At 64.4% G+C, this 14,618-nt stretch carries 13 protein-coding genes; all 13 read right to left on the bottom strand.

Annotated features, from left to right (window positions below):
* Nucleotides 1-25: 25 nt before the first annotated feature.
* The 13 genes from puhE to bchF all read right to left on the bottom strand — a co-directional run bounded on the left by puhE (nucleotide 26) and on the right by bchF (nucleotide 14,439).
* On the bottom strand, nucleotides 26-820 hold the full coding sequence (gene puhE / locus CHX26_RS14640; protein ID WP_104943012.1) for a putative photosynthetic complex assembly protein PuhE: 795 nt from the start codon (nucleotides 818-820) through the stop codon (nucleotides 26-28).
* Nucleotides 814-1,875, bottom strand: coding sequence for a magnesium-protoporphyrin IX monomethyl ester (oxidative) cyclase (gene acsF, locus CHX26_RS14635; protein WP_104943011.1), 1,062 nt, complete (start codon nucleotides 1,873-1,875; stop codon nucleotides 814-816). Before acsF ends, puhE begins: the two co-directional genes overlap by 7 nt.
* The gene (locus CHX26_RS14630) at nucleotides 1,872-2,174 is read right to left on the bottom strand and encodes a hypothetical protein (protein WP_104943010.1); all 303 of its coding nucleotides are present in this window, start codon (nucleotides 2,172-2,174) and stop codon (nucleotides 1,872-1,874) included. The genes acsF and CHX26_RS14630 overlap by 4 nt, the downstream gene beginning before the upstream one ends.
* Nucleotides 2,174-2,674: a photosynthetic complex assembly protein PuhC gene (gene puhC / locus CHX26_RS14625; RefSeq protein WP_104943009.1), complete on the bottom strand. Its 501-nt coding sequence runs from the start codon at nucleotides 2,672-2,674 to the stop codon at nucleotides 2,174-2,176. The genes CHX26_RS14630 and puhC overlap by 1 nt, the downstream gene beginning before the upstream one ends.
* Nucleotides 2,671-3,432 carry a photosynthetic complex putative assembly protein PuhB gene (gene puhB / locus CHX26_RS14620; protein WP_104943008.1) on the bottom strand — a complete coding sequence of 254 codons (762 nt, stop codon included), beginning with the start codon at nucleotides 3,430-3,432 and terminating at the stop codon, nucleotides 2,671-2,673. Before puhB ends, puhC begins: the two co-directional genes overlap by 4 nt.
* On the bottom strand, nucleotides 3,423-4,229 hold the full coding sequence (puhA, locus tag CHX26_RS14615) for a photosynthetic reaction center subunit H (protein WP_104943007.1): 807 nt from the start codon (nucleotides 4,227-4,229) through the stop codon (nucleotides 3,423-3,425). Before puhA ends, puhB begins: the two co-directional genes overlap by 10 nt.
* A gap of 73 nt (nucleotides 4,230-4,302) precedes the next feature.
* Complete coding sequence (locus CHX26_RS14610) at nucleotides 4,303-5,742, bottom strand: BCD family MFS transporter (RefSeq protein WP_104943006.1); 1,440 nt, start codon at nucleotides 5,740-5,742, stop codon at nucleotides 4,303-4,305.
* Nucleotides 5,739-6,443 (bottom strand): magnesium protoporphyrin IX methyltransferase, encoded by a 705-nt coding sequence (gene bchM, locus CHX26_RS14605; protein ID WP_104943005.1) that lies wholly within the window; start codon nucleotides 6,441-6,443, stop codon nucleotides 5,739-5,741. The genes CHX26_RS14610 and bchM overlap by 4 nt, the downstream gene beginning before the upstream one ends.
* Nucleotides 6,443-7,339 (bottom strand): ferredoxin:protochlorophyllide reductase (ATP-dependent) iron-sulfur ATP-binding protein, encoded by an 897-nt coding sequence (gene bchL / locus CHX26_RS14600; protein WP_104943464.1) that lies wholly within the window; start codon nucleotides 7,337-7,339, stop codon nucleotides 6,443-6,445. Before bchL ends, bchM begins: the two co-directional genes overlap by 1 nt.
* A 19-nt stretch (nucleotides 7,340-7,358) precedes the next feature.
* Complete coding sequence (locus CHX26_RS14595; protein WP_104943004.1) at nucleotides 7,359-10,997, bottom strand: magnesium chelatase subunit H; 3,639 nt, start codon at nucleotides 10,995-10,997, stop codon at nucleotides 7,359-7,361.
* Nucleotides 10,987-12,564, bottom strand: a complete 1,578-nt coding sequence (gene bchB / locus CHX26_RS14590) for a ferredoxin:protochlorophyllide reductase (ATP-dependent) subunit B (RefSeq protein ID WP_104943003.1) — start codon at nucleotides 12,562-12,564, stop codon at nucleotides 10,987-10,989. Before bchB ends, CHX26_RS14595 begins: the two co-directional genes overlap by 11 nt.
* Before the next feature lie 4 nt (nucleotides 12,565-12,568).
* Nucleotides 12,569-13,885: a ferredoxin:protochlorophyllide reductase (ATP-dependent) subunit N gene (locus tag CHX26_RS14585; RefSeq protein ID WP_233997184.1), complete on the bottom strand. Its 1,317-nt coding sequence runs from the start codon at nucleotides 13,883-13,885 to the stop codon at nucleotides 12,569-12,571.
* Nucleotides 13,882-14,439: a 2-vinyl bacteriochlorophyllide hydratase gene (bchF, locus tag CHX26_RS14580; RefSeq protein WP_104943002.1), complete on the bottom strand. Its 558-nt coding sequence runs from the start codon at nucleotides 14,437-14,439 to the stop codon at nucleotides 13,882-13,884. Before bchF ends, CHX26_RS14585 begins: the two co-directional genes overlap by 4 nt.
* Between the last annotated feature and the right edge of the window lie 179 nt (nucleotides 14,440-14,618).

Raw genomic sequence — 14,618 nt, 5'->3', positions numbered from 1 at the left:
TCCTTCGGTCGTCATTATCATTCTCTCAGTCTTGATGGCCCGGCGTCGTCATCCGGCGCTTGGGCAAAGCCCAACCCCACAGCATTCCGTCGCGGAAGGGCAGGGCCAGAAACAGGTGTTCGAGCACGCCGAGCAGGCTCAGCGTGGTCAGCAGGCTCGCGCCCACCATTTCGGCGCTGCCGACTGGAGCGGCGAGGGCGAGTTTGGCAAAATAGGCGGTCACCCCTGCAATCCCCGCAATCGACAGCGCGAGAAGTACGGTCATCCGGTTTGGCCCGAAATAGGACTTTAGGTAGCCGAGATGTTCGGGCAGCATTTCAGAAGTCGAATTCGGCACGCCCACGAACAGGTTGATCTTGGAGATCAGCCGCATCCCGAACATCAGCACGAACACCGTCGCGCCAATCTGGTTGGGAACGCTCCACGATAGCGAAATCAGCAACAGCGCTGTCAGCGCGAGAGCGACCTCATGATGCATTACCGTCGCGGCGGCCTGTCGGAAGCGGGCAAGGCCGGTCAGCGAAGGGTCAGCCAGCCCGCGCCGCGGGCCGGCCGAGGCACCGGTCAGGAACGAAAGTTCGTGCCAGCCCCACACCATCAGCGCACCGACAAAAGCGAGATAGACGGCCCAGACCGCCGGGGAAAGCGAGGCGATCAGGATCACGATCAGCCCCGCAATCCCCGCCACGCTGCCGATCATCAGGCTGCGCGAGAAGGTGGCCCGCTCGCGGTTGTCCGCCCAGGCAATCAGCCCGGTTGCGACGAACCAGATCACCACCGTCACAATGAACGGCACAATATGGCCGCTCCAGCTTACCACGCGGGCTGCAGCCTGATCGAACGGGGCAGGGCGTTGGGCTTGGGCCGTTGCAGATACATCCGCGCAAAGGCAAGGCCTGCTCCCAGCGTCCCCGAGGCGCGGGCCAGCATCCCGCCGATCCCGCCCCGCGCCTTGCCTTCCTCGATGCGTTCAGCCGCAAGGCGCAGCTTTTCCATCTGGCGGCGGAAGGCCGGGCTGTCGATGTCGAGTTCCACCGGGAAGACCTGGCGGGCGATCTGGTTGCAGATTGCAAAGACCTTGTAGTCGTACTCGGTCGGATCGACGCCCAAAGCGGCGTGGAACACCGGCCGGTTGTGATCGCGCACGTACATGGTGGCGTAGACCGATAGCAGGAAGAAGCGCACCCACAGCTTGTTGGCGCCTTCAAGCAGCTTTGGATCGGAGCGCAGCAGCATGGCGAAGGCTTCGCCGTGGCGGAACTCGTCGTTGCACCATTCCTCGAACCAGTCGAAGATCGGGTGGAACTTGTATTGCGGATTGCGCGCCAGATGCCGGAAGATCGTGATGTAGCGCGCATAGCCGATCTTCTCGCTGAGATAGACCGCGTAGAAGATGAACTTCGGCTTGAAATAGGTGTATTTCTTGGTCTTGGTCAGATAGCCGAGATCGACACCGATGCCCGCATCTTTCAGGCTTTCGTTGATGAAACCGGCATGGCGGCTTTCATCGCGGGCGAGCAGGCGGAACAACTGCTTCACATCCGGGTTTTTGGTGCGCCGCGCGATTTCGGCATAGAGCACGCAGCCCGAAAACTCCGACGTCATCGAGCTGACGAGGAAATCGGTGAACTCCTGTCGCAGGGCCGGTTCCAATCCCTCGATCACGCCCTTGAAACTGTCATTGTGCTTGAAGTGCAGCTTGTTGGGGTCGCCCACCATGTCCGCGATCAGTTGATCCCATTCGGCGCGCACCGGGCTGACATCGATCGCATCGAGCGCGTCGAAATCGGTGGTGTAGAACCGCGGAGTGAGCATGGTGTCCTGCGTCGCCAGGGCCATCGCCTCTTCGCTGGTCATCGGCTTGTAGGCGTTCATTTGATCCTCCCGGCGTTGAAGCTGACTTCATAAAGTTCAGCCAGGTCGAAATAGGCGGCAATCCGTGTCAGCGCGCGCATCAGCGGGCTGGCGCGGGTGACGGTAGCACTGCGTTCGAACACCTGACGGGTGCCGAACGGGATCTGGATCGGCGCACCGTGAACACGCACCTTGTCGCCCGGCTGGATGTCGACCTCATCCGCGAGCTCGACATGGGCGTGGAAATGCTCGGAGCTCTGCTCGACGGTGATCGTGCAGGGCAGCTCGAAAGACTGGGTGGCAAGAAAAGGCAGGGCCATCAGTGCGCCTCGTCCTGTGCGGCTGACTTGCCGGGGAGCAAATCGGCATAGACGGCGCGGTTCTGCGGGCCGAAAGAGCTGACTTCGACGCTGCGTCCGGTCACCGGATCGTGCAACGTCAATCCGCCATTATCCCACTGGGTGAGGGTGAAGGGGACCGCTGGCCCCTCGCCCCGGATGCGGCGCTGATGGACGAGGCTGCGCACGGTTGCCCGGATGAAGCCGCCTTCGCCCTGACCGAAGCGTGCGAGCACTTCCTGCGTGGCGCCATCCTCGATGCGCACAGTGCCATCGGGCTCGTCAAAGAACTTGAGCGTGCGTTCAGCCGATGCCTTCACCCCGGCCGCAGCACGGGCTTCCGACGGGACCGAGGTGCGATCGACAAAGCCGAGCGTCACCGAAGCTGTCAGCGCCAGCGAGATCAGCACAATCCCGCCCATCAGCATGAGCGGCACCTTGTGGACCGTTATCTCGTCCTTTTCGTATTCGCGAACGATCATGCGGGGGCTCCCTCCAGACCCGGTTCGCCGCGGTGGATCACCGGGGCGAGGCGACCGGGAGCGGCCGCGGGCTGTTGTCCCGTGTGGCCGCCAGTCGGGGCCGCTTCCTTGATCTCTGTCAAATTCCGTTCGATCGTGCCGTATTGGGCGCGAACTTCGGCGATCATCTTTGCCAGCGTCTCCGCCTCAGGCACGGCGCGCAGCATCGGCTGGGGCTTGGCATAGTGCCACGGACGCACATGCGGCCACAGCAGCACCGTGCCGAGCAGCCGTTCGCCAGCGACTTCAAAGGCGATGTCGCCATGCCCGTCAGGGCGGGGACGCAAATGCGCCGCTTCGACCTGCTTGAGCGGAATATTGATCCGCGTCTCGATCGCCATGCCGATCCGCATGATCAGCCGCGCATCGGTGAGGATGTAGAGCGTGCTTCGCGCACTCGCCCAGGCAAGCACATAAAGGATCGCGATCAGGGCAATGCCGAGCACGGCTGAGACAATCGCGGCATCGGTGTTGCCCATTGCCAGTGCGATCACCACAAGGGCGCCCATGTAGATCCCGGCCTTGCGTGTGTGGAACGCGGTGCGCGCCAGCAGGCCAAGGTTCGGGCGGCCCTTCCACAGCACCTTTTCATCGGGCGCCGGGGTGCCGAGGCGATCGCCAAAGGCCTTGGGACCGTCATTTTCGAGCTCGGCGTGATCGATGCCGGCGGGCAGCGGCGCTATCGCCGCTGCCGCGCCTGCGGAGCGTGTCAGATCCATGCTTCCGACCTTTCCGGTGTCGCGTACATGTAACCGCCCCCGAAATAGGCCTGGATGCGGTCTTCCTCGTAGCGGGTGATGATCCCTGCGGTTTCGAGCGCCGGGACGTTTTCGAACTGAGCCGCCGTGATCGCGTCGATCTCGACATATTCGGGCTCATCATTGGTGGTCGGCAGGATCTTGCCCAGCAGGCTGTTGCCATGGACGAGTGCGACCATCATCGGTGCGAGCACTTTCTTGCCGCTGGTGGTTTCGATTTCCAGATAGCGGATCAGGTGCTCGGCCTGATCGACCCAGATGTCGGTGACCTTGCCAGCCACCTGCTTGTCGGCGGCGACGACATCCCAGCCGATCAGCTGCGGATCCTGAGGCGAGACGACCAGCTCGTGGCTTTGAGCGATCGGCACGATGCGCGGACGGCCATCGAAGGTGAGGTCGGGATACTTCGAGCGGTTCGCCCAGGCGGCCGGCCCCATGCCGTCGATCATCGGATCGCCGGTCGGCACCAGCGCCGCGCCGGCGGCGCTGAAGGCCGGGACGGCAGGCACGTTGATGTCGTCACGGGCCACGTCTTCCGGCACGTAGGTGCCACGCCCATGCGGCAGCTGGAAGCTCTTCTTGCCGGCGTCGAACAGGCTGCCGGGGTGGATCTTGCCGGTGTCCTCATCCTCCAGCGGATAACCCTCGCGGCGGCTCTCGCGGTTCAGGTAGAAGACCAGCGCGATGAAGAAGCCAAAGAACAGCAGGAAGGCGAGTTCGGCGACGTCGAATGTGCCGACGATATAGGCAGCGTTCATTTCATATTCCTCTCATGGAACAGACCGGCTGAGGCGGAGCCGGAAAAGGGACAGGACTGGCGGGCACGGGTAATCATGTCGGAAACTCCATCAGGCCAAAGGGCTGACCGGAAGGGTCCTCGGCATCGGGTGAAAGTCGGCGTTGATGGCCGACAAGCGGGCCGATCGCGGCAAGGCCGATCAGCAACAGAGTGATTTCGAGAATGTAGACGGTGCCGTAGCCGGTCGCGCGCATGGCCATGCTGGCTGTCGGCTCGCCGCTTTGCAGCAGGGCCGCGACACCATCGCGCAGCAGGCCGCCCACCGCGATCCCCAGACCGGCACAGGTGGCCTGCACCGCGCCCCAGGCACCCAGCGCCAGACCAGCGGTTTCGCTCTTGGCGAGGCTCATCGCCTCCATCAGCGTTCCGACCGAGAAAAGGCCAAGCCCGACCCCGATCCCCACCGCACCCGCATAAAGCATAAGCGGCGCGCCGAAGGGGCCTGCGAACAGCACCAGCAGGAAGGCGTTGATCCCGATCACGAGGCCCGCACCGGCAAGACGCAAAGGATCCCAGCCGCGCGACAAGGCCCGTCCCGACAGCATGAATCCGCACAGCGAACCCAGCGCCCAGGCCCCTGTCAGCCCCGTGGTTGCGCCGACCGACAGGCCGAGGATTTCGCCGCCATAGGGTTCCAGCAGGGCATCCTGCATGGCAAATCCTGCCGCACCAATGCCGATCGCCGTCAGCAGGCGGGCGTTGCGCCCATCCTTGACGAAAGCCTGCCAGATTTCCGAGAAGGTCGCCGTCTCGCGGTCAGGCGCGGTCGCAGCAGGATTTCGCGCTTCCTGCTTCCACAGCGCTGTCACGTTGAGAATGATGGTCAGCACGGCGCAGCCCTGGATCACCTGAACCAGCCTTTCGGGGGAGTAATCCGCAAGGAAACCGCCAATCACGAAAGCTGCGAACATCATGCCGACCAGCAACATCACATAAAGCAATGCGACAGCGCGCGGGCGCTTGTCTTCGGGCGCAAGATCGGTTGCCAGCGCAAGACCTGCGGTCTGCGTGACATGAAAGCCAATGCCGGTCAGCAGGAAGGCCGCTGTCGCTGCGACAAGGCCCAGCGTGAACCGGTCGGGCAGGGCCAGCAGCAGCAGCGCGAAGGGCATGATCGCAAGGCCACCGAACTGCATCATCGTGCCGAACCAGATATAGGGCACGCGCCGCCAGCCGAGGACCGAACGATGGGTGTCGGACTTGTGGCCTATCAGGGCGCGGAACGGGGCAGCGAACATCGGCACCGCGATCAACAGCGCGACAAGCCAGGTGGGCGTGCCAAGCTCCACCACCATCACGCGGTTCAAGGTGCCATTGAGCAGCACCATCGCCATGCCGACACTGACCTGAAACAGCGCCAGCCGCAGCAGGCGTGGCAACGGCAGGTCGACGCTCGCCGCATCCGCAAACGGGAGCAGCTGGAACACCAGCTCAGCCAGCCGTGGCGGGGCAGGGCGAGCGGGACGGGTCATCCGTGTCTCACCAATTCAAGCGCCTGCGAGGTGTAGAACCCCGACTGGATGCGCTGGGTGCGGCCGATGCTCCAGCCCGGCAGGCGGGCAAGACGTTCACGCAGGTCGCCCTCGGCCACCGGCACGATCGCAGGGCTACGGTCAGACTTGGGGAAGACCTTGCCGATATTGTGCATCGCGGCCAGCAGCGTGGTGCGCGGAGCGAAAGTGAACAGGATCGAGTGGGTCGTGCGGCTCGCCAGCTGGCCGAGCGCATCGACAAGGTCTTCGGGCTGGTAATGGATCAGCGAGTCCATCGCCACAACATGCGCAAAGGTCCCGAGTTCGGGATCGAGCATGTCGCCGCTTTTCCAGTGGATGCGTCCGTGGCCGATGAAGGATGGCGTGCGTTCACGCGCGACCTCGACGAGGCCTGCAGCGACGTCGATCCCGGTCACTTCTGCGCCCCGGCAGGCGGCCGCCACCGCCAGTGATCCGGTTCCGCAACCCGCGTCGAGGATCCTGGTGCGCCGCAGATCCGTCGGCAGCCAGTCCAGCAGGGTCGCGCGCATCGCATCGCGCCCGGCGCGCACCGTTGCGCGAATGCCGCTGACCTTGGCATCGGAGGTGAGATCGATCCACGCTTGCCGTGCGGTGCTGTCGAAATAGGTCGCCAGCGCCTCGCGACGGGTGTCGTAATCTGAAGGAAGACGCGTCGCCATCATTCAAACCCCAGGAAGTCGAAGATGTCGCGGTCCTTCATCGGCTGAGCCGCCGAAGGCTCGACCCCGTCCCACAACATTTGGGCCAGCCGCAGATATTCGTTCTGCGCCTGTATCACCTCGGGATCATCGCCCATCTCGAACAAGGTGCATTTCTTGAGGCGCGAGCGGCGGATCGCGTCGACATCGCGGAAGTGCGCCAGGCGCTGCATGCCGATCCTGTCGCAGAAACGATCGATCTCGTCGGTCTCTCGGCTGCGGTTGGCCACGACGCCGGCGAGCCGCACGTCGTAGTTCTTCGACTTGGCCCCGATCGCCGCCACGATCCGGTTCATTGCGAAGATGCTGTCGAAATCATTCGCCGCCACGACGATTGCGCGTTCGGCGTGCTGGAGCGGGGCGGCAAAGCCGCCGCACACCACATCGCCCAGCACGTCGAAGATCACCACGTCGGTTTCTTCGAGCAGATGATGCTGCTTGAGCAGCTTGACCGTCTGACCCACGACATAGCCACCGCAGCCGGTTCCCGCAGGAGGCCCGCCTGCCTCAACGCACATCACCCCGTTATAGCCTTCGAACATGTAGTCTTCGGGCCGCAGTTCTTCGGCGTGGAATTCGACCGTTTCCAGCACGTCGATGACGGTGGGCATCAGCTTCTTGGTCAGGGTGAAGGTGCTGTCATGCTTGGGATCGCAGCCGATCTGGAGCACGCGGTGGCCTAGTTTCGAGAAAGCGGCCGACAGGTTCGAGGAGGTCGTCGACTTGCCGATCCCGCCCTTGCCGTAGACGGCAAAGACCTTGGCCCCGCCGATCCGGTCGCGCGGATCGAGCTGGACTTGAACAGAGCCCTCACCATCGGGGGGAGAGAAAGTCGAGCGGGGGTTGTGGAGGTTCATGCTGTCCTGTCCCTTGGTTTCATTCGCCCACGAACACGCCTTCGAGGCGGTCCTCGAGCTCGTCATTGGCTTCGCGCAAAGCCGCGAGCGTTGCTTCGTCAGGTTCCCAGAGATTCCGGTCGCAGGCTTCGAGCAGTCGCCCTGCCACCCGCGCTGAGGCCTTGGGGTTGAGCGCCGACAACCGCCGACGCATTTCGGCATCGAGAACAAAGGTCTCGGAAATCTTCTGATAGACCCATGGCGCGACCTGCCCCGTCGTCGCCGACCAGCCGAGCGTGCTCGTCACATGCCCCTCGATCTGGCGGACGCCTTCGTAACCATGCTCCAGCAGCCCCTCGAACCACTTGGGGTTCAAAGTGCGGGTGCGCGTTTCGAGGTCGATCTGTTCGGCCAAGGTGCGCACCTTGGTGTTCCCGCGCGTGGCATCGAGGATGTAGACCGGGGTTTCCGCGCCCTTGGCCCGCGCAACTGAACGGGTCACGCCGCCGAGACCGTCCACGTACTGGTCGACATCATTGATGCCCAGTTCGATGCTCTCGAGGTTCTGATAGGTGAAATCGACCGTGCCGAGTGCGCTTTGCAGAAGTTCGCGTTGCTGCACCGGCTTGCCGGAAACCCCGTAGGCGAAGCCCTTGTTGACTTCGAAGGCATTGGCCAGTTCGTCAGGGTCGGCCCACACGCCGCCTGCGATCATCTGGTTGACGTTCGCGCCATAGGCGCCTTCGGCATTGGAGAACACGCGCAGGGCGGCAGTTTCGAGATCACAGCCGTGCTTTTCCATCTGCGCCAGCGTGTGCTTGCGGATGAAGTTCGCCTCGGGCGCTTCGTCTTCGGCCTGGCTGGCAAGCAGTGCGGCTTCGGCGAGCATCCGGGTCTGCATCGGCAAGAGGTCGCGGAAAATGCCCGACAGCGTCATCACCACGTCGATCCGCGGACGGCCGAGTTCAGCCAGCGGGATCAGTTCCGCGCCCGCCAGCCGCCCATAGGTGTCGCGCCGGGGACGGGCGCCCATCAGCGTCATCGCCTGCGCGATCTGTACGCCTTCCGATTTCATGTTGTCCGTCCCCCACAGCACCATGGCGATGCTTTCGGGGAAGGGTTGGCCACTGTTCACGTGGCGCGCGATCAGCTGTTCAGCCTGCTCACTGCCCATCCGGCAGGCAAAGCCTGATGGCAGCAGGAAGGGGTCGAAGCCGTGGATATTGCGTCCGGTGGGCAGGACATCGGGATTGACCACCACATCGCCGCCCGGCGCAGGTGCGACATAGCCGCCATCAAGCGCATGGATCAGCGCGCCCAGTTCGTCCGAGGAATCGAGTTTGGCCGCCAGCCGCGCACGATCAGGCGTCGGGCCATCATGGCTGCCGGCTTCCATCATCGCATCGAGCATGTCCTCGCGCTCCGCCCCCGAAGGATTGCGGCCGAAGACATGGAGGCCGTGCGGGATCAGCGCCTCTTCCATTTCATACAGCCGCTCGGGCAGTTCGCCGATATCGGTGTATTCGATGTCGAGCGCCTCGCACTGGTCGGCGATCATCTGGGCAAGATCGGCACGCTCATCAGCGTGATCGGCATCATCGATGGTGGCGCGCCAGCGCTCGACGCTGGCCTTCAGTTCCGACAATCCCTTGTAGAGCCCGGCCTGCGCCAGCGGCGGGGTGAGATAGCTGATCAGCGTGGCGCCCGAACGGCGCTTTGCCAGCATCCCTTCGGAAGGGTTGTTGGCAGCATAGAGGTAGAAGTTGGGCGTGTCGCCGATCAGCCTGTCCGGCCAGCACTTGCCCGACATCCCCGCCTGCTTGCCCGGCATGAATTCGAGCGCGCCGTGGGTGCCGAAGTGGAGGATGGCATGGGCGCCGAAATCCTCGCGCAGCCAGCGATAGAAGGCGCTGAAGGCGTGGGTCGGGGCAAAGCCACCTTCGAACAGCAACCGCATCGGATCGCCTTCATAGCCAAAGCCCGGCTGCACCCCGACGAAGACCTTGCCGAAATGCGCGCCCTGCACGAGGATATGCCCGCCATCGGCCAGCTGCTTGCCCGGGGCAGGGCCCCAGGCCGCTTCGATTTCAGCAAGGTACGGCTCGCGCTGCACATGATCGTCAGCCGGAATGCGCGCTGCGACATTGGCATCGGTGCCGTAGCGTTCGGAATTGCCCTTGAGCAGGATCTCGCGCATCGCATCGAGGCTTTCGGGAACCTCGACGTCATAGCCTTCTGCTGCCAGCCGCTGGAGCGTGGCGTAGAGCGATTCATGCACGGCCATGAAAGCTGCTGTCGCGGTCGCGCCGGAATTGGGCGGGAAATTGAAGACGACAATCGCCAGCTTGCGCTCCGCCCGTTCGGCGCGGCGCAGCTGAATCAGGCGCAGGGTGCGTGCGGCGAGTGCTTCGGCGCGCTCCGGGCAGGCCTGCATCGGTCGCGCGTTGTGCGAGGCCGGACGGGCGCACTTGCGATCACAGCCGGTGCAGCCTTCGCCGCCGTGACCCGCACGTCCGCCGAACACGCTCGGCACGGTCGAGCCGTCGAGCTCGGGCAAGGCGACCATCATGGTCGCCTCAAGCGGGAGCAGGCCCTGCGGGCGGTGCGCCCAATCCTCGATTGTCTGGAACTCGATGGCGTGGGCGGCAAGGTAAGGCAGGTCGAGATGACCGAGCACTTCGCGCGCAGCGGCGGCATCGGAATAGGCCGGGCCGCCGACCAGTGAAAAGCCGGTGAGGTTCACAATGGCGTCCACCGTCGGCTTGCCGTCCGGGCCGATGAAGAAGGCCTCGATCGCCGGGCGGGCATCAAGCCCGCTGGCGAAGACCGGTACGACCTTCATTCCCGCTGCTTCAAAGGCGGCAATCGCACCATCGTAATGCGCGCAGTCGCGGCCGAGCAGGTAGGAACGCAGCAAAATCAGCCCGACTGTGCCTTTCGTCCCCTTTTCGGGCGGGAGCAGGCGCAGGCTTTCGGAAATGCGCTGCTGGGTGCGCGGGTGATAGACCCCGGTTTCCGGATATTCGAGCGGGGCTTCGGCCTTGGTGATGCCGCGGCGATAGAGCCGCTCGCCCGCAGCATAGCGGTCGATCAGGGCGCGCACCATTGCCACCACGTTCTCGTCCGAGCCGGCAAGCCAGTATTGCAGCGTCAGGAAATAGGCGCGCACGTCCTGCGCGGTGCCGGGGATGAACTTGAGCAGCTTGGGCAGGCGGCGCAGCATCTTCATCTGTCCCGCGCCCGAATTGCCGCCGGGCTTCGACGAACCGCGCAGCTTCTTGAGCAGCGCCAGCGGCCCTTTCGCCGGCGCGTCCATCCGGTAGTTGCCCATCTTGGTCAGGCGAACGACTTCGCCCGCCGACATCAGGCACACCATCGCATCGCATTCCTCGCGCCGCGCTTCGAGAGCGGGCAGGATCATGCGGATGTGATCATCGAGGAACAGCATCGTTGCGATCACGATGTCGGCCTCGGCAATGGCGGATTTGACGACGTCAAGCTCGGCCGCGTCGCTGCCCCATTCGGATGCCGCGTGGAGGCTGAGGACGATCCCTTCGGCCCCGAGCGCCTCTTCTGCCCGATCAACCGCGCCCTTGAGGTGATTGTCGAGCGTGACGATCACCACCCGGACGGGGGCGTGGGGGTCGAGCGTGGAAGCCGAGGGGACGCTACCGTGCATAATGCGCCTTCGCATCATAGAGGGTTTCAAGGTCGATCCGCGCCCGTCCCTCGGCAGCGGCAAAGTTTTCGGTGTTCCGGCGCGCCTTGCCGCGCACGAAGAAGGGAATCTTTTTCAGCTCGCGTTCGGCCTCAGCCGTCCAGAGCGTGCCGCCCTCCACAGCCGTTTCCGCGACGGGGGCAGGGATGTCCGTAACCGGTGCTTCCGAAACGACCGGTACCGCTGCCTTGCGCGGGGAGTGGGCGGCGTGATGCGATGCACCGGCCTCGTCAGAGAATTCGAAATCCTCGCGGAACATGGTGAGCAGGTGCTCTTCAAGGCCCATCACCAGCGGATGCACCCAGGTGTCGAAGATCACGTTGGCGCCTTCGAAGCCCATCTGGGGCGAGTGGCGCGCGGGGAAATCCTGCACATGCACCGGCGCGGAGATGACCGCGCAAGGGATGCCGAGCCGCTTGGCGATGTGGCGCTCCATCTGCGTGCCGAGCACCAGTTCGGGCGCAGCCGCAGCGATGGCGTCTTCGACCGCTAGGTGATCGTCGGTGATCAGCGGCTCGACCCCGCAGCGCGCGGCTTCGGCGCGCACGTCGCGGGCGAATTCACGGGCGTAGCAGCCCAGCCCACAGACCTCGAAGCCCAGTTCCTCGCGCGCAATGCGGGCGGCGGCGACGGCGTGGGTCGCATCGCCGAAGATGAAGACGCGCTTGCCGGTCAGATAGGTCGAATCGACCGAGCGTGACCACCAGGGCATCCGGGAAGAGGTGTCGCCGAGGGCAGGCGTGGGATCTGCACCTGCCAGCTCGGCGACGTCGGCGATGAAGGAGCGGGTTGCTCCCACGCCGATAGGGACGGTCCGCACCGCGGGTTGAGCGAAAGTGCGCTCAAGCCAGCGGGCGGCCTCATCTGCGATTTCGGGGTAGAGGACGATGTTGAAGTCGGCGGCGCCGATCCTCGCGATGTCCTCCGGGGTGGCGCCCAGCGGGGCGACGAGGTTCACCTCGACGCCAAGGGCATCGAGAATCTTGCGGATCTCGACCAGATCGTCGCGGTGGCGGAAGCCCAGCGCCGTGGGACCGAGGATATTGGCGCGGGCTGGTCGGCCTTCGCGGGGCGCGCGCACCACCGACTTGTCGGCCAGCTGGCGCACGATCTGGTAGAAGGTCTCCGCCGCCCCCCAGTTTTCCTTGCGCTGGTAGCTGGGCAGTTCGAGCGGGATGGCCGGCACCGGAAGCCCCATCGCCTCGGCAAGGCCGGCCGGATCGTCCTGGATCAGTTCGGCGGTGCAGGACGCGCCGACGATGATCGCCTGCGGATTGAAGCGCGTCACCGCCTCGCGCGCAGCGTCCTGGAAGATCTGCGCGGTGTCCTTGCCCAGATCGCGCGCTTCGAAGGTGGTGTAGGTTACCGGCGGACGCTTGCCGCGCCGTTCGATCATCGTGAACAGCAGGTCGGCGTAAGTGTCGCCCTGCGGCGCGTGCAGGACATAGTGCAGCTTTTCCATGGCCGTCGCGACCCGCATGGCACCCACATGGGGCGGCCCTTCATAGGTCCAGACGGCCAGCTGCATGGTCCTATACCTCCAGCATGTCCCGGCGCCTTAGCGGCCGGGCAAAGAGTTCAGCGAGATCGGCGGCCTGATCAAAGCCATGGATCGGCGAGAAGACGAGTTCGATCGCCCACTTGGTGGTAAGCCCTTCCATCTCCAGCGGATTGGCAAGGCCGAGGCCGCAGACGGTGATATCGGGCCGGTCGGCGCGCACGCGATCAAGCTGGCGCTCGACATGCTGGCCTTCGGACAGGCGCACATGGGGGCCGAAACTTTCGAGTTCGCGGGCAAGGTGGGCGCGGTGGAGATAAGGTGTGCCGACTTCGACCAGTTCCATCCCCAGTTCGTCCTGCAGGTAGCGGGCGAGGGGGACTTCGAGCTGCGAATCCGGCAGGAAGCTGATGCGCTTGCCTTCAAGCTGCGGGCGCAGTTTCGACAAGGCGATGCGGGCGCGTTCGCGGCCGGGCGCGATCACGCGTTCGGTGAGGGCCGTGTCGATCCCGAATTCACGGGCGGCAGCGCGCAGCCAGTCCGAAGTGCCTTCGACTCCGAAGGGGAACAAGGCATCAATGCGCTTTGCCCCGCGCCCTTCCAGCGCCATCGCGGTCTCGCCCAGGAAGGGCTGCGCCAGCAGATAGCGGGTATTGGCGCCAACCGCAGGAAGATCACGCGCATTGCGCGCAGGCAGACAGCCCACTTTGCCGATACCAAGATCGGCGAAAAGGCGCAGGAACTGGTCTTCGACGATGTCGGGCAGACTGCCGACGATCAGCAGCTCCTTGGGCGCGCCTGCGGCAAGGGCGGGCATGACCGGCACCAGCGCGGCGAGACAGGCGTCTTCGCCTTGGGTAAAGGTGGTCTCGATGCCGCTGCCAGAGTAATTGAGGATCCGCACCCGGGGCATATGCACCGCGCCGAGGCGCTGGGCCGCCTTGGCGAGATCGAGCTTGATCACTTCAGACGGGCATGAGCCGACCAGGAACAGCGTCTTGATGTCCGGGCGGCGTTCGAGCAGGCGGTTCACCACCCGGTCAAGCTCATCCTGTGCATCGACCATGCCGGCGAGGTCGCGCTCTTCCATGATCGCGGTGGCAAAGCGCGGTTCGGCGAAGATCATCACGCCCGCCGCCGATTGCAGCAGGTGCGCGCAGGTGCGCGAGCCGACCACGAGGAAGAACGCGTCCTGCATCTTGCGGTGCAGCCAGATGATGCCGGTGAGCCCGCAGAACACCTCGCGCTGCCCACGTTCGCGCAGCACCGGGCGGCCACCGTCGCGCGCCGAGGGGGCCTTGGCTTCGGCGATCTCGCTGGCGCAGCCGTCAAGGATGTCAAGCGCGCTCATGCCGCCACCGCCTGGCCGGGGGCATCAGCCACGGTTCCCTCAAGACGGGCCATACGCAACTTCCAGAGGAACTGGCCCGCGTTGATGACATAGGCACCATAACCGGCCAGCGCGACCAGCATGCGTTCCTGAAGCGTGCCGTATTCACCGAACAGCATCACGAGATAGAGCGTGTGCAGCGCGAGCACGAGCATGGAGAACACGTCCTCCCAGAAGAAGGACTCGGCGAACAGCCACTTGCCGAACACCACCTTCTCCCAGATCGAGCCGGTCACCATGATGGTGTAAAGCACCAGCGTCTTGATCACGATCGAGACGTCAGCAGCAAAGGCACCTTCGCCTGTTGCAAGCGTGCGGACAACAAGCCCGAGGCTGACGAGGAACACCACAAATTGCAGCGGTGCGAGGACGCCCTGAACAAGGGTCCAGATCGACGAGTCGCGGCGCGCGCGCTGGTCGGCGGTATAGAGCGCGCGGCTCCTGCCTCTCTCGTGGCCCGCCCCTGTCACCTTGGTTCCAGGTTCGACCGGGGATGCCTGATCCTTCCGAGTCATTTGATGCGTTAGCCTTTTCTCTCAGACTCGGAGATTACGCCGGTTCCAACACAAGTGTCAACTAGATTGGACGTTCAGTTTTGTTGACGATTGGTATCGTGCGGGTAAGGTCGTTTGCGCCGGAAGGGAAAAAGGCGTAGGTTGGAGTCGCTGGCTTTTCGGGATCGCGGCCAAGGCCG

It is taken from the genome of Porphyrobacter sp. HT-58-2 (genome assembly GCF_002952215.1).
Classification (GTDB): domain Bacteria; phylum Pseudomonadota; class Alphaproteobacteria; order Sphingomonadales; family Sphingomonadaceae; genus Erythrobacter.
Note: the sequence above shows the minus strand (reverse complement) of the source record. Positions and strands in the feature narration are given on the sequence as shown.